Origin of the sequence: Pseudomonas sp. CBS, assembly GCF_024734645.1 — a bacterium.
Taxonomy (GTDB): domain Bacteria; phylum Pseudomonadota; class Gammaproteobacteria; order Pseudomonadales; family Pseudomonadaceae; genus Aquipseudomonas.
Genome location: NZ_CP102929.1, coordinates 3588400 through 3603710 on the forward strand (window position 1 = coordinate 3588400; position 15311 = coordinate 3603710).

The window sequence follows — 15311 nt, forward strand, 5'->3', positions numbered from 1 at the left end:
ATACCTGTCGTTACCAACGACATGACATCAAGACGTGTCGCAGAAATCAAAATATAGCGACACGTAGTGCACGCATGTTTACACTGACGCCACGAAAGGGCGCCCTGATGAGCCCCTCTTACCTTTAGACGGATAAGTCAAAGACCGAGCCCCATCCATGACCGCATCCCACCTTCCCTGGCAGGCTGACAAGCCCTACAACCAGCTTCCCACTTTGCCACCGGCAACTGTTCTGGAAACCCATGCAGTGCTCAAACGCTGCATTGAGGCCCGCACAGCCCTGGCCGAATTGAAGCAAGCGGCTGAGCTGATCCCTAACCAGACAATGCTGATCAACACCATTCCATTGCTGGAGGCCAAGGACAGCTCAGAGATCGAAAGTATCGTCACCACCACGGATTTGCTCTTTCAGCATGCTCAGGATGGAGATAGCCACGCAGACCCAGCGACCAAGGAAGCACTGCGCTACCGCAAAGCCCTGCAGAAAGGTTATCAATCGTTGGCCGACCGCCCACTCTCCACCGGTACTGCAGTCGAAATCTGCCGCACGCTTAAAGGCGTGAACATGGATATACGCCGGGTGCCAGGAGTCCAGCTAGCCAACGACCGAACCGGCGAGATCATCTATACCCCACCGGAAGGCGAAGATCGCTTACGTGACATGCTCGCCAACTGGGAGCGCTTCCTGCACAACGAGACCGACCTGGATCCATTAGTACGTATGGCGGTTAGTCACTATCAATTCGAAGCCATTCACCCATTCACCGACGGCAATGGCCGTACCGGGCGAGTGCTCAACACCCTGTACCTGATCCAGGAAGGCCTGCTGAATCTACCGATTCTCTACCTTAGCCGTTACATCATTGCCCATAGAGCCGATTACTACCGCCTGTTGCTTGATGTCACTCGCGAACAAGCCTGGGAGCCTTGGCTGCTGTACATGCTCAGCGCTGTGGAAGAAACAGCACGCTGGACTTGTGCAAAAATTGCCGCTATTCGCAGCCTGTCCGAGCACACCACCCAGTTTGTTCGTGAGCAGTTGCCGAAAACCTATTCCCGCGAGCTGGTAGACGTCATTTTCGAACAGCCCTACTGCCGCATCAGCAACGTCGTCGACAAACAGATTGCCCAGCGTCAAGCAGCCTCCCGTTACCTCAAAGAACTAGTCGCCATCGGCGTTCTGCAAGAGGTTCAGGTTGGCAAGGAAAAGCTCTTCATCCATCCCAAGCTGATGCAGTTACTCACTCGCGACAACAACGACTTCAAGCCATACGCCTGAGGGGACAGCTTTACTCGATGACAATCGTCTGCCGGGATCTGCGCCCCTGAGCCGTGATGATTAGCATTTGGTCAGTAGGTTGCTGACCAAATGCATCGTTACCTCAGTGTCGGCTTAGGATCCTCACCTCGGCTGCAAGCAATCCAACGCCCTATCCACCACCACCTTCGACATCTCCACCAAATGCATCACCGCCCGCTGCGCGCCGTTCAGCGGCTCGGTCGACGCCTGGGCGGTCGCCACGGCGCAATGCAACAGCTCGGCAGCATGAGCCAAAGCATCTTCGAAACTCAGTTCGTCATCAACGGTAAACGGGTTGGGTGAAGGCTGCGCGTCCGGCGCTTTGAGGTAGTGATCAATCACTCGGCGCGAGGCGTCAGTGTCACAAAGTAAGGATTTATGGAATGCGGGTGGATCGGGGTAACTTTGACCATGGTAGAACTCCTAGCAGTGAGTTAAACCACTAACCTCTCGCGACTAAACGATCAGAAGGTGGCAGCTGTACGCAGGTTAGTCGACCGGCCGCTAGGCACCGGCGCACCCGAAGGTGCCCTGCGCACAGCCACCATAAAGTGCAGGCGATAAATACCTGGCTTTGAGATGGCGCTGTACGCCTAGCGTTGTCCGGGCGACTAAACCCGATCACCGAATATGCAGTGACGGAACGCAGACTAGTCGCGGGATTTTGCTGGCGCAAGCGCTTGGAATTCTCTAGGAAACGTCCTGCAAATGAAAGGGATCAGTCTTCCTGGCCATTCCCAATCACTGCCACTTCTTGACTCTCCCCCTAAGGTCACACCTCACCCTGAACCCCCAACTTTCAGGACCCCACCACCATGAGTCAACGCATCCTGGTCATCCTCGGCCACCCTTCCCGCACCAGCTTCTGCTCTGCCCTCACCGACACCTACATCACCAGCGCCAAAACCGCCGGCCACGAAGTACGCGTTCTGCGCCTGGGCGATCTGACTTTCGATCCCATCCTGCACAACGGCTACAACCAAACCCAACCCCTGGAACCCGACCTGCTCAACGCCCAATCCGACATCCTGTGGGCCAATCACCTGACGTTTGTCTTCCCCATCTGGTGGGGTGGCATCCCGGCTTTGATGAAGGGGTTTATCGACCGAATTTTCCTATCCGGTTTCGCCTTCAAATACCGCAAAGGCAAAGCCTTCCCCGACAAACTCCTGAAGGGCCGAACTGCGCATTTGCTGGTGACCCTGGACACGCCAGCGTGGTATTACAGGTGGTTCTACCGCATGCCCGCGCTGCATCAGATGCGCAAGACAACACTGGCGTTTTGTGGCATTCAGCCGATCAAGACGTTGCAGTTCGGGCCAGTGTTGGGCTCTACGCCAGCACAGCGGGAACAGTGGCTAAAACAGGCCGGCGCACTCTTTGGGAAAAGGACTTTTCATGTACATCGGCAAAGCCGCGCAACTATCGGGCACAACCATCAAAGCGATTCGTCACTATGAGGCCATCGGCCTGTTGCCAGCGCCGCAGCGGGAAGGTCGTTATCGCATTTATTCCCCCCAGAGCGTCGAGCTGCTGAGTTTTATCAAGTGCGCCCAGCAGTTGGGTTTCAAGCTCAAGGAGTTGCAGGCGATTCTGGGTGGGCATCCTGGTGATGGCTTGCCCTGGGAGCTGGCGGACAAGGCAATCACCAACAAAAAGCAGGAACTGGTGAGGCAAATCGAAGCGCTGCAGAAGATGCACAAGGGATTGGTCGAATTTGAAGCCAGTCTCAAGGACGCTCAGGGTCAATGCAGCGCACCACTGAAAACCTCGCTGCAGTCAATGAGCTGAATCGCTGTTTTACGTAGTGCCGGGCAGCCGCTCGGTACGGAAAAAATCGCCCTCCTCGTAAGCCCAATCTGATTTTCCGGACCACTCGTCCAGGCCCCATTTTGCTGTTGCAGACTCCGACGCCTCCCCTTTGCAGAGACGTCATGGATGACTGCTTCTTCGTCCCACATTGCCCATATCGAACACGAACTGGATGGTTTTCATCAGAGCCTGGCGGTGTATCGCCAGCAGGTGGGCGCCTGGTATTCGCAAGCGCTGGACAAGGTCAGCCATGCAGCGGATTTGCCGTCGTTGCTGGGAATGGACCGAATCATTCGGGTGGGGGATTCGAGCACGTCGGTGAGCATGACCGATGACAACTTCTCGACGGTGGCGCGTTGTGAGGAAAGTGGCGTACTGGAGATCGAGAGCAAGTTCGAGTCGGTGTACGACGTGCCGCTGGGAGGCATCCCGGTTGAGGTGATTGGGCTGGATGACGGCAGTTCTACCGTCATCATTCTCGATGAACAGGGGAAAGGTTCTCACCCCTGTGTGGCCGGCAAGCGTTACCAGGTGCGAGTGCAAGGTGGCGTGTCGGACGAGCAGGTCGAGGCGCTGTTTTCGTCTTACGACGGTTTGACCGCAGACCTGGAAAGCTGGCTGCGCAAGCAATGGGGTGGTTTCCGGCCGCACTGGGAAAGGTCCACTTCAAGCGCGATTGGCAATGGCGTGCTGGCGGGAAGTTGGGCGGCGATCACCGGGGTGTGGGACGCCATCAAACAGGTGCAGGAGATCTTCAAGGACCCCGGCAAGCTGTTTGAAAGCCTCGGGGCGAAAGCCAGCGAATTGATGGAGCTGGCTCGCACTGCGCCAAAAGTTATGGAACAGGCGATGCTGCTGGCCAGTGATGAGGCGGCGCTGTACCTGATGTTGCGCACGGCGATGATTTGGCTGTCGGCGTTGCCGCCCAGTGAAGTTGCCGGGAGTACCGCCGAGGCGGTGGCCGGGTTTGTGGTGTCGTTGCTGATCGACTTGTTGGTGGCTGCGTTGCTGACGGTTGTTTTGCCAGCGGCGGGCATCGCTTATCTGAGCTCGCGTGCGCTCAGGTATGGCGCTCGGATTGTTGAGGCGGCCATTGCGTTTGTGAAGGGTATTTTCGGCGTTCTTCAGCGTTTTATGACGGCAGTGAATCGCTATAAGGCCGTGGCAGTTCGGGGCGCTGTGGAGGGGTTGAAAAAAGGTGGCGTGCAGATGCGCTGGGGGCCGCGTCAGAACACGGCGGTTCGACAGGGAGCGCATGTGGATGATGTGCCTGCTTCTGCGAAAAACCCCAATGGGGATGCTTCGGCTTGTGCAGTAGATACCTGTAAAAACGGCTGCCCGGTGTCGATGGTTACCGGTGAGGAACTGCTGACCCTCACTGACGGCTCGTTGGAGGGTGTGCTGCCGTTTGCCTGGACGCGGTTGTATCGCAGCAGTGCCGTGGAAGTGGATTGCGGGTTGGGGTTTGGCTGGAGTCATTCGCTGGCGCAGCGGTTGGTGGTGAGCGGTGAATCGGTGGTGTGGACCGATCACGAAAACCGCAGTACGACGTTTCCTCTTCCCTCTGCTGCGCGGCCAGCCATCACCAATAGCCTGGCGGAAGCGGCGATTTATCTGGGCTCGTTGCCCGATGAACTGGTGCTGGCCCAGGCGTCGCTTTTCTACCACTTCCGTGACGGTGTACTGACGTCGATCAGCGACGCGTATGACAACCGGCTGCGTATTGCCCGCGACTATTCGGGACGAATTCAGCGGATCGATAACCACGTTGGCCAGGGAATGCTGCTGCGGTATGACCGTGGACACATCGTTGCGATCGACTATCAGGTGCAGCGGGAACTCGGCTGGGTTACTGAGCAGAACGTTGTTGCCTACAAGTACGACGATGCGTGGCGGTTGATCGAAGCAACCAACGCGGTAGGCGAAAGCGAGCGTTATCGATACGACGATCAGCAGGTAATCCTGGAGCGGGAACTGGCCGGTGGGGCGAGTTTCTTTTGGGAGTGGGAACGGTCTGGCAAGGCGGCGCGATGCGTCCGGCACTGGGCCAGTTTTTCGCAGATGGACACACGGTATGTGTGGGATGACAACGGCACTGTCACCGTACACAACGCCGATGGCAGCCAGGAAGTCTACGTCCACGACCAGCGCGCTCGGCTGGTGCAGCGGATCGATCCGGACGGCGCGCAGCACTTCAAATCCTACGATGAAAAAGGCCGGTTGACGGTCGAGCAGGATCCGCTGGGGGCGGTGACGGCGTATCAGTACGACGAAGCCGGTCGGTTGATTGCGCTGTTTCCCGGTGACGATGCACCCACGTCCTACGAGCATGACAACGGGTTCGTGCGGGTTGTACGCCGTGGTGACGCGGTGTGGAAATACCAGCGTAACGACCAGGGAGATATCACCCGTAAGACTGATCCGGACGGCAATTACACCGAATACACCTACACCCAACACGGAAAGCTCAGCGGCGTCTGGTATCCGGATAACAGCAGCCAGCGGCTGATCTGGGACGAACGTGGTCAGCTCATTGAGGAGAAGCTGGCGAATGGCGGAGTGCGGCGTTATCGCTACGACGACCTGGGGCGGCAGGTTGCTTGCGAGGATGAGTATGGCGCGCTGACCCACTACCAGTGGGACGCCGTAGGTCGTTTGCTGAAGGTAATTCAGCCGGGCGGCGCCACTCGCGAATTCAGCTACAACCCGTACGGAAAAATCACTGCAGAGCGCGACGAGCTGGGTCGGGTTACTCGCTATGAGTATGCCGACGGTCTGCACCTGATCAGCCGTCGGATTAATCCGGACGGCACGCAGCTCAAATACCGCTACGACAATGTTCGGTTGTTACTCACCGAGATCGAAAATGAGGTTGGGGAAACCTACCGGCTTGAGTACCACGCCAACGGCCTGATACAGCAGGAAACCGGGTTTGATGGCCGCCGCACCGCCTATGCCTACGACCTCGCCGGGCACCTGCTGGAAAAGACCGAATACGGCGACGATGGCAGTCAGCTGGTTACCGGTTATGCGCGCGATGCGGCCGGGCGCCTCGTAAGAAAAACCCTGCCTGACGGCAGCAGCGTCAATTACACCTACGACCGCCTCGGCAATCTCCTCAGCGTCGACGACGGTAATTGGCCACTCCACTACGAATACGACCTGCAAAACCGCCTCACTGCCGAGCACCAGGGCTGGGGCACGCTGCGCTACCGCTACGACGAATGCGGGCAACTCAACTACCTGCGCCTGCCCGACAACAACCGCCTGGCCTTTCACCACGACAAAGGCGGCGACCTCGCCACCGTCGAGCTGAATGGCAAAACGCTGACCTCGCACTTGTTCAAATCCGGCCGTGAACATCAGCGCCAGCAAGGCCAACTTCTCAGCCACTACCACTACGACGACCAGGGCCGCCTGCACGCCCACGCCATCACTCAACAGGAACAACGCCACCAGCGCCGCCAGTACGACTACGACAACCGCGGCAACCTCACCCGCATCCTCGACACCCGCAAAGGCCAGCACGACTATCACTATGACCCACTCGACCGCCTGACCCGCGCCAACCACTCGCACGACCTGCAGGAACGCTTCGTCCACGACCCAGCGGGCAACCTGCTGATGCAAGACCGAGTCGGGCCCAGCGTCGTCAAAGGCAATCGCTTGTTGATGCAAGGCGACCGTCATTACGACTACGACGCCTTCGGCAATCTCCTGCGCGAACGCCGGGGCCGGGCGCAGCAGTTGGTCACCGAATACCGCTACGACTGCCAGCACCGCCTGATCAGCGTCACCCAGCCGGACGGTACCGAGGCCGCATATCGCTACGATCCGTTTGGACGGCGGATCGCCAAAATCCTCAACGGCCAGACCACCGAGTTCTTCTGGCAAGGCGACAAGCTGATCGCCGAACACAACGCCGATCACCACCAAAGCTATATCTACGAGCCCAACAGCTTCCGCCCGTTAGCGCTGCTCAAAGGCTACGGCCCGGAAGACGTAAAACCCTTCCACTACCAACTCGACCACCTCGGTACCCCGCAGGAACTCACCGCGCCCGACGGCGAAATCGTCTGGTCCGCGCACTACCGCGCCTACGGCCAAATCGCGAAGCTGGACGTCAACACCGTTACCAACCCGCTGCGCTTCCAGGGCCAATACTTCGACCCGGAAAGCGGGCTGCACTACAACCGTCATCGCTACTACAATCCGGATGTTGGTCGCTACCTGACGCCCGACCCAGTGAAGCTGGCGGGTGGGTTGAACGGATACCAGTACGTGCCCAACCCGACCGGGTGGGTGGATCCGCTGGGATTAGCATGTAAACCTACAGACTGCCCACAGGCCGCTGGCGGAACATGGGAATTTAACCCCGATGTAGATCTTGACTGGAGAACAGAAAAGGGAAGTCCTTATCAGCAAATGCGTAAAGCGCTGGACGAGGCATTTCACAAAACTGGCGTATCAAAAGACGATTACACCGTAACCAAATGGGGAAAAGACCAACACGGTAAATCATGGCCGACAGAGTGGCGAGTACTGAGAGGAGCTAACAAAGGAGCAGAAGTGAACATCGACGATCCAACGTTGGTCCCATCGACTAAAGGTCCGGCCTCACCACACGTTGGTTACCAGACCGCTGGTAAAAGAAGCGGTGGTGGAGCCAAAAGAGGGCATATATTGCTTGAGCTGATTCCTGTTAGCCGTTCAAAAATCGGTACATCTCAATGAATTATCTAGAAGAAGAAATCGATGAAGCATTAATTACTCTGGATATAGAGGGCATAAAGCTGAACTCCAGCCAGATTAGTTCACTAATCACATCTCTTATCGAGAGATTTTTCAAAACTAAACAAAAGACGCTTGACCCAAATTATCTCAATGTAAAAACCGAGCAACACAATCCGAATTTTTGGAAAGAGATACAAGACCTGATTCATAGTGACCGGCTAATTTTAATTGTTTTCGATTCAGCCCACAGAGCGTGGGAGATAGGTAGCGCCAAAAGCCTTGCTCTTATTTTATCTGAAACCACTGGCTATCCTTTCTGGATAACTGATCGAGACCTAACATTCTTAGTCCATATGGATGACCATGACTGCATAAGCTGGGCATAGAAATAAAAACTCTATAAGCAGCAAAAATCGAATACCACGAGTGACTCACTTCAAGAGCAAGCCTGTTGAATGAAGCTGATAACCGTGCCCTTTACCCAAGAAGCCTTAAAGCTTCTGGACGTTGACGCATACCCAGAGAACAAACTAGAACAACTGCATCTGAACAGCAACAGCGCGTTCGATATCGACCTCACCTCCGATATACGCCGGGTAAATCTGCGAAGAGGCCGTGTGTATCTGCAAGTCAGCCACAACAGTCGACCATTTATTGTGCAAGCCGGCGGGACTTGGATTAGGGCGTTGGGCACCGAGTTTTCCGTCGCGCATAACGACAAAGGCGGCCATGTGATCTGGCTCGACGATAAAGTCGAGCAACGCACCATCAGCCCCAGATTCAATCTGAATCAGGTCGACAGTGCCTTAGACGCGCTGATCAGCAGCCAGAAACTGAGCACCACTGCCCTCACCCGTCGGGTGTTGATCGTGCGCAGCTGACTGGACAGTGAGCCGAATAGCTCACACAATCGGCTCACCAAATGAGCCGAATAAGCCTCCTATTCGGCTCACGCACAGAGCATGCCCCCATGGATCACCCGAACTGGATCTGGCAACAACCCGACTGGCCGCACTTTCACTGGCAACCTGAGCGCCTCGCAGCGTTGTTGCGAGAGTGCACGCAGGCGCAAGGAAAGTTGCTGGGCATGCTCGGTTCGGTCAGCCAGGCACAGAGTTCAGAGAATGAACTGGATGCGTTGCTGCAAAACATTCTGACCTCCTCGGCAATCGAGGGTGAGCAACTGAATGTGGGTTCCGTACGTTCCTCTTTGGCCCGACGCCTGGGCCTGGAGCAATTGCAAGGCGGCTCCGTGAGCCGGCGCAGCGAGGGTTTGGCTGACTTGATGCTGGACGCCACGCAACAGTTTGCTCAACCGTTTACCCTCACCCGTCTATTTAACTGGCATCGGTGGTTGTTTCCCGCCGAGGAGGCCCGCTTTTCCACCCACGGCTTGAACGTAGGCGCGCTAAGGGGGGATGAGCCCATGCAGGTTGTGTCGGGACGACTGGACCGACCCACTGTGCATTTCGAGGCCCCACCCCGCCAAGGGCTAGAGCAGTCGCTGGACGATTTCATCGAATGGTTTGAAGCCAGTCGCCATCATGCGGCCCTTGACCCATTGCTGCGTGCAGGCCTGGCGCATTTCTGGTTCGTCACCCTGCATCCCTTCGATGATGGCAATGGTCGTCTGACCCGGGCGATTACCGACCTCGCACTTGCCCAGGCAGAGCATCAGGCGATCCGCTTCTATGCCATGTCGGCGAGCATCCTCGAAAACCGGGCGGGCTATTACCGCGCACTGGAAACCAGTCAAAAGGCCACGCTGGATATCACCGATTGGCTTGAGTGGTTCCTGCAAACGCTGCTTCGTAGCTTGCAGCAGGCCATGGTGCGGATTGACCGGGTGCTGGGCAAAACCCGCTTCTGGCAGCAGCATCGGGACCACGCACTCAGCGCCGAACAGACCAAAGTCTTGAATCGCCTGCTCGACGGTGGCGAAAAGGGCTTTGAGCACGGGATCAGCGCCGCCCAGTATCAGGCAGTGGCCAAAGTGTCCAAGGCCACGGCAACCCGACATCTGGCCGATCTTCTGGAAAAAAACTGTCTGGTTCGGCTACCCGGCGGCGGCCGCAGCACCCGCTATCAAATCAACACTCAAGGCGATTGATTTTCAAGGCAAATCCCCCCACTCATTTGCCCCAATCCCCCATGTCTGCTAGTGTCGCGCCGGTTTACCGTCTACCGGAATAGCCGCCATGGCCCGCAAAAAAGTTGCACTCGATTTCGAACAATCCCTCGCCGACCTGCAAACCCTGGTCGAGCGTATGGAGAACGGCGAGTTGTCGCTGGAAGACTCGTTGACCGCATTCGAGCAAGGCATCGGACTGACCCGCGACTGCCAGAGCGCCCTGGCGCAGGCGGAGCAGAAGGTCCAGGTGTTGCTGGAACGCGATGGGGAGTTGGCCGAAGAACCTTTCGATGCGGAACAGCCTGAATGATCGACGCTTATCAGGCCGGCAGCCAGGCCCGGGTCAATGCTGCGCTGGAACCGCTGTTTATTGCGCCCAGCCCCGAGCTGAACCGTCTGTATGAGGCTATGCGCTACAGCGTGATGAACGGTGGCAAACGCGTTCGCCCCTTGCTCGCCTATGCGGCCTGCGAAGCACTCGGCGCTCAGGCGGAGGAAGCCAACGGCGCCGCCTGTGCGGTCGAGTTGATTCACGCTTATTCCCTGGTACACGACGATTTGCCGGCGATGGACGACGATGATCTGCGTCGCGGCCAGCCCACTACCCATAAAGCCTTTGATGAAGCCTGTGCGATTCTCGCCGGTGACGGCCTGCAAAGCCTGGCGTTCAGCGCTCTGCTGGACCCGCGCCTGAGCAACGTCAACGCCGAGATCCGCTTGCGCATGGTTACCGCGCTGGCACTGGCCGCAGGCCCTGCCGGCATGGTCGGCGGCCAGGCGATTGACTTGGGCTCGGTCGGTTTGAAGCTCGATCAAAAAGCCCTGGAATACATGCACCGTCACAAGACCGGCGCGCTGATCGAAGCCGCCGTGCACCTCGGCGCTCTGGCCAGTGGCCGTGCCGAAGCCGCGCAACTGGCGGCGCTGCAAACCTACGCGCGGGCCATCGGCCTGGCGTTCCAGGTGCAGGACGATATTCTCGACGTTGAAAGTGATACCGCAACCCTCGGCAAACGCCAGGGTGCCGATATCGCACGGGACAAGCCGACTTATCCTTCACTGCTCGGCCTGGAAGCCGCCAAGACTTACGCCCTGGAGCTGCGGGATCAGGCCCTGGATGCCCTGCGACCTTTCGACGCGGCTGCCGAGCCACTGCGTGACCTGGCGCGGTATATCGTCGAACGCCGCCACTGACAGCAGCGGCCTTTTCCACCGCATATCAGCCAAGTTCGGCGCTCTGCGTGGGCAGTTTGCGATGCTTGAGGTAAACTGCCGCCTCTTCTATACCTATAACGATTCGCCTGATGCCCACGACGTTTCAAGAGATTCCCCGCAAGCGCCCGGCCACGCCCCTGCTGGACCGTGCCAACACGCCAGCCGGCCTGCGCCGCCTGGGTGAAGCCGAGCTGGAAACCCTGGCCGATGAGTTGCGCCTGGAATTGCTCTACACGGTCGGCCAGACCGGTGGGCATTTCGGTGCCGGTCTGGGCGTCATCGAGCTGACCATCGCATTGCACTACGTATTCGACACCCCGGATGACCGGCTGGTGTGGGACGTGGGTCATCAGGCCTATCCGCACAAGATCCTCACTGGACGCCGCGAGCGCATGGCCAGCCTGCGCCAGAAGGACGGCATCGCCGCCTTCCCGCGTCGCTCCGAGAGCGAGTACGACACCTTTGGCGTCGGCCACTCCAGCACCTCCATCAGTGCAGCGCTGGGCATGGCCATTGCCGCCCGCCTGCAGAACAGCGATCGCAAGGCGATTGCAGTGATCGGTGATGGCGCGTTGACCGCCGGCATGGCCTTCGAGGCGCTGAACCACGCGCCGGAAGTGAACGCCAACATGTTGGTGATCCTCAACGACAACGACATGTCGATCTCGCGCAATGTCGGCGGCCTGTCGAACTACCTGGCAAAAATCCTCTCCAGCCGCACTTACGCCAGCATGCGTGAAGGCAGCAAGAAGGTGCTCTCGCGTCTGCCTGGCGCGTGGGAAATTGCCCGTCGTACCGAAGAATATGCCAAGGGCATGCTGGTTCCCGGCACCCTGTTCGAAGAGCTGGGCTGGAACTACATCGGCCCGATCGACGGCCACGACCTGCCAACCCTGATCGCGACCCTGCGCAACATGCGTGACCTTAAAGGCCCGCAGTTCCTGCACATCGTCACCAAAAAAGGCAAAGGCTTCGCCCCGGCGGAAGTCGACCCGATTGGTTACCACGCGATCACCAAGCTTGAACCGCTGAACGCCCCGGCTGCTGCGCCCAAGAAAGCCAGCGGGCCGAAGTACTCTGGTGTATTTGGCGAATGGTTGTGCGATATGGCCGCCGCCGATCCACGCCTGGTGGGCATCACCCCGGCGATGAAGGAAGGTTCCGACCTGGTGGAATTCAGCGAGCGTTTCCCGCTGCGCTATTTCGACGTGGCCATCGCCGAGCAACATGCGGTGACCTTCGCCGCCGGCATGGCCTGTGAAGGCGCCAAGCCGGTAGTCGCGATCTACTCCACGTTCCTGCAACGTGGTTATGACCAGTTGATTCATGACGTCGCGGTGCAGAACCTCGACGTGTTGTTCGCCATCGACCGTGCCGGTTTGGTGGGCGAAGACGGCCCGACCCACGCCGGCAGCTTCGACCTGTCGTACCTGCGCTGCATCCCCGGCATGCTGGTGATGACCCCGAGTGACGAGAACGAACTGCGCAAGATGCTCAGCACCGGCCACCTGTACAACGGCCCGGCGGCTGTGCGTTACCCGCGCGGCAACGGCCCGAATGCCGTGATCGAAAAGGACCTTGAGCCTATCGAGATCGGCAAGGGCATCGTGCGTCGCCAGGGCAGCAACGTTGCCTTGCTGGTGTTCGGCGTGCAATTGGCTGAAGCCTTGAAAGTCGCCGAGAAGATCGACGCCACGGTGGTGGACATGCGCTTCGTCAAACCACTGGACGAAGCCCTGGTGCGCGAGATCGCCGGCAGCCATGCGCTGCTGGTGACCCTTGAAGAAAACGCCATCATGGGCGGCGCCGGTGCGGCAGTCAGTGAGTTCCTGGCGCGGGAGAACATCCTCAAGTCGGTGCTGCATCTGGGCTTGCCGGACGTGTATGTCGAGCATGCCAAACCGGCGCAGATGCTGGCCGAGTGCGGGCTGGATGAAGCGGGGATTGAAGCTTCGGTTCGTCAGCGCATGGCCCTGCTGGGCCTGTAGAAACGCGATTAAAAATGTGGGAGCGGGCTTGCTCGCGAAAGCGGTGGGTCAGTCAACAGATGTATTGACTGACACTGCGCCTTCGCGAGCAAGCCCGCTCCCACATTCGCTTATGCCAACTTCAAATGCTACGGACAGCCCATGAACCGCCTTCGCCTTGCCCTGCCCCTTCTGTTATTGCCAGCCACCGACCTGCTCGCCGACAGCTTTGAGCGCGACCAAGCCCTGAAGCTGCCCGACGTGGTGATCAGTGCCAACCGCCAGGTCCAGGCGCGCAACGACAGCAGCGCCGCCAACACCATCTTTACCCGCGACGACATCGAACGCCTGCAACCCACCAGCGTGACCGACCTGCTGAGCCGTGTGCCCGGCGTACAGGTTTCACAAGCCGGTGGCCGTGGCAGCCTGGCAAGCATTTACATTCGTGGCACCAAATCGGCCCAAAGCCTGGTGTTGGTCGATGGCCAGCGCATTGGCAACTCGACCTCCGGCGACAGCAACCTGCAGCACCTGAACATCCAACAGATCGAACGGGTGGAAGTGCTGCGCGGTTCGCGCTCGGTGATCTACGGCAGCGATGCGATTGGCGGGGTGACTCAGATCTTTACCCGGCGCAGCAACGAGTCCGGCCTGCAACCCCGCCTGCATGTGGGTTTTGGCAGCAACCAGACGTGGGAACGCAGCTTGGGCCTGTCCGGCGGTGACGAGAAAACCCGCTTCAACCTCGGCGCCAGCCTGGATGATACCGCCGGGATCAATCGCACGTATGCTTCGTACCCCAGCGACCGCGACCATGACGCCTATCGTAACCAGTCCACCAGTTTCAGCCTGAGCCATGCCTTCAACGAAGACCTCGAAGCCGGTGTGAACGTGCTCGATAATCGTGGCAAAAGCGAATTCGACAATCCGTTCGGTCGCTTCGATACGACCACCTTCCAAAGCTTCCAGCAAAAGCCCTATTCCAACTTCACCGTAAGCAGCGTCAGCAGCTATGTCGACGCGCGCATCAATGACGTGTGGAAGTCCCGGCTGGAAGCGGGCCACAGCGAAAACCGCGAAGAAACCCGGGACAAGCTCAGCACCGAGCGCAGCGTGTTCAACACCTACCGCAACTCGCTGAACTGGCAAAACGACCTCACTCTCAACGAGCAGAACAGCCTAATCCTGGGCGGCGACTGGTACGAGGACCGGGTCAACAGCAGCACAGCGTTCGCCGAAGACAGTCGCTGGAATAGAGCTGCGTTTATCCAGCACCGTTTCCAGGCGCAATCTTTCTCCACAGAACTGGGCCTGCGCCGCGACCAGAACCAACAGTTCGGCGGCCACAACAGCTGGAGCGGCACCCTCACCCTGCCGCTGAACCCGGACAATGACCTGTTGCTGAGCTACAGCGAAGGCTTCCGCGCACCGACGTTCAACGACCTCTACTACCCGGACGAATTCGGCTTCAAAAACAGCAACCCGAACCTCAAGCCCGAAACCTCGAAAAGCTACGAAGTGCAGTGGCGCAGCCAACTGAGCGACACCAGCCGACTGGAAGCCTCGCTGTACCGCACCGATATTAAGGATGCGATCGTGTTCGCCAGCAATGGCCCGCAAAACGTCAGCTCCGCGCGCATCAACGGCTTTGAAGCGGCGCTCAAGCAAGAGCTGTTCGGCTGGCAAAGCAGCCTCGGTATCGCACTGATCGACCCACGGGACCGCGACACCGGGCGCACACTGGCCCGTCGAGCCAAGCGCACCCTGAGCCTGGACCTGGATCGCCAATTCGATCAGTTCGGCGTCGGCGCCAGTTGGCAAGCGGTGAGCAGCAGCTACGACGATGCGGCGAACCAGCAACGCCTGGGCGGGTACGGTTTACTCGGACTACGGGGCAGTTGGGCGGTGAATCGTGAGATCACACTGGAAATGAAGCTCGATAACCTGCTGAACAAAGACTACAGCCGGGCGCTGTATCAGTATCAAGGCCAGCAATATGGCTATCGGGAAGAAGGCCGCGCGCTGATGTTCGGGGTGACCTGGACACCGGAGCTCTAAGTCGTCTGCACCGGCCTCATCGCGGGCAAGCCCGGCTCCCACATTTAACCGCGTCGCATGAACGAACGCGACCGAATGTGGGAGCTGGCTTGCC

12 protein-coding genes are annotated in these 15311 nt (G+C 58.6%); 11 read left to right on the forward strand and 1 reads right to left on the reverse strand.

Annotation, left to right across the window (positions count from 1 at the left end):
- Positions 1-157 precede the first annotated feature (157 nt).
- Positions 158-1279, forward strand: coding sequence for a protein adenylyltransferase Fic (gene fic, locus NVB75_RS16375; protein WP_214499373.1), 1122 nt, complete (start codon positions 158-160; stop codon positions 1277-1279).
- 123 nt (positions 1280-1402) lie between these two features.
- Here the strand turns inward: fic and NVB75_RS16380 are convergent, their stop codons facing one another.
- Positions 1403-1642, reverse strand: coding sequence for a DUF3077 domain-containing protein (locus NVB75_RS16380; protein ID WP_258348429.1), 240 nt, complete (start codon positions 1640-1642; stop codon positions 1403-1405).
- A gap of 473 nt (positions 1643-2115) precedes the next feature.
- Here NVB75_RS16380 and NVB75_RS16385 point away from each other — a divergent pair, with 473 nt between their 5' ends.
- The 10 genes from NVB75_RS16385 (at position 2116) to NVB75_RS16430 (ending at position 15217) form a co-directional block, all read left to right on the forward strand.
- Positions 2116-2760 (forward strand): NAD(P)H-dependent oxidoreductase, encoded by a 645-nt coding sequence (locus NVB75_RS16385; protein ID WP_258348431.1) that lies wholly within the window; start codon positions 2116-2118, stop codon positions 2758-2760.
- On the forward strand, positions 2699-3091 hold the full coding sequence (locus NVB75_RS16390; RefSeq protein WP_258348432.1) for a MerR family transcriptional regulator: 393 nt from the start codon (positions 2699-2701) through the stop codon (positions 3089-3091). Before NVB75_RS16385 ends, NVB75_RS16390 begins: the two co-directional genes overlap by 62 nt.
- Positions 3092-3238: 147 nt before the next feature.
- Entirely contained in the window at positions 3239-7846 is a 4608-nt protein-coding gene (locus NVB75_RS16395; protein ID WP_258348433.1) for a polymorphic toxin type 47 domain-containing protein, read from the forward strand.
- Positions 7843-8232, forward strand: coding sequence for a hypothetical protein (locus tag NVB75_RS16400; protein ID WP_258348434.1), 390 nt, complete (start codon positions 7843-7845; stop codon positions 8230-8232). The genes NVB75_RS16395 and NVB75_RS16400 overlap by 4 nt, the downstream gene beginning before the upstream one ends.
- Positions 8233-8301: 69 nt before the next feature.
- Entirely contained in the window at positions 8302-8727 is a 426-nt protein-coding gene (locus NVB75_RS16405; RefSeq protein ID WP_258348435.1) for a FecR domain-containing protein, read from the forward strand.
- An 89-nt stretch (positions 8728-8816) separates the two neighbouring features.
- Positions 8817-9956: a Fic family protein gene (locus tag NVB75_RS16410; protein ID WP_258348436.1), complete on the forward strand. Its 1140-nt coding sequence runs from the start codon at positions 8817-8819 to the stop codon at positions 9954-9956.
- An 88-nt stretch (positions 9957-10044) separates the two neighbouring features.
- The gene (locus NVB75_RS16415) at positions 10045-10287 is read left to right on the forward strand and encodes an exodeoxyribonuclease VII small subunit (protein WP_003209964.1); all 243 of its coding nucleotides are present in this window, start codon (positions 10045-10047) and stop codon (positions 10285-10287) included.
- A complete protein-coding gene (gene ispA, locus NVB75_RS16420) occupies positions 10284-11171 on the forward strand; it encodes a (2E,6E)-farnesyl diphosphate synthase (RefSeq protein ID WP_258348440.1) in 888 nt (295 codons plus the stop codon). The genes NVB75_RS16415 and ispA overlap by 4 nt, the downstream gene beginning before the upstream one ends.
- Before the next feature lie 110 nt (positions 11172-11281).
- Complete coding sequence (dxs, locus tag NVB75_RS16425; RefSeq protein ID WP_093204678.1) at positions 11282-13180, forward strand: 1-deoxy-D-xylulose-5-phosphate synthase; 1899 nt, start codon at positions 11282-11284, stop codon at positions 13178-13180.
- A gap of 141 nt (positions 13181-13321) precedes the next feature.
- Positions 13322-15217 (forward strand): TonB-dependent receptor domain-containing protein, encoded by a 1896-nt coding sequence (locus NVB75_RS16430; RefSeq protein ID WP_258348441.1) that lies wholly within the window; start codon positions 13322-13324, stop codon positions 15215-15217.
- Positions 15218-15311: the final 94 nt, after the last annotated feature.

Excerpts from the sequence above, each read along its gene's own strand:
- NVB75_RS16395 (WP_258348433.1), top strand. The coding sequence starts at position 3,239 with ATGACTGCTTCTTCGTCCCACATTGCCCATATCGAACACGAACTGGAT.
- NVB75_RS16415 (WP_003209964.1), top strand. The coding sequence starts at position 10,045 with ATGGCCCGCAAAAAAGTTGCACTCGATTTCGAACAATCCCTCGCCGAC.
- dxs (WP_093204678.1), top strand. The coding sequence starts at position 11,282 with ATGCCCACGACGTTTCAAGAGATTCCCCGCAAGCGCCCGGCCACGCCC.
- NVB75_RS16430 (WP_258348441.1), top strand. The coding sequence starts at position 13,322 with ATGAACCGCCTTCGCCTTGCCCTGCCCCTTCTGTTATTGCCAGCCACC.
- NVB75_RS16400 (WP_258348434.1), top strand. The coding sequence starts at position 7,843 with ATGAATTATCTAGAAGAAGAAATCGATGAAGCATTAATTACTCTGGAT.
- NVB75_RS16385 (WP_258348431.1), top strand. The coding sequence starts at position 2,116 with ATGAGTCAACGCATCCTGGTCATCCTCGGCCACCCTTCCCGCACCAGC.
- NVB75_RS16405 (WP_258348435.1), top strand. The coding sequence starts at position 8,302 with ATGAAGCTGATAACCGTGCCCTTTACCCAAGAAGCCTTAAAGCTTCTG.
- fic (WP_214499373.1), top strand. The coding sequence starts at position 158 with ATGACCGCATCCCACCTTCCCTGGCAGGCTGACAAGCCCTACAACCAG.
- ispA (WP_258348440.1), top strand. The coding sequence starts at position 10,284 with ATGATCGACGCTTATCAGGCCGGCAGCCAGGCCCGGGTCAATGCTGCG.
- NVB75_RS16390 (WP_258348432.1), top strand. The coding sequence starts at position 2,699 with ATGTACATCGGCAAAGCCGCGCAACTATCGGGCACAACCATCAAAGCG.
- NVB75_RS16410 (WP_258348436.1), top strand. The coding sequence starts at position 8,817 with ATGGATCACCCGAACTGGATCTGGCAACAACCCGACTGGCCGCACTTT.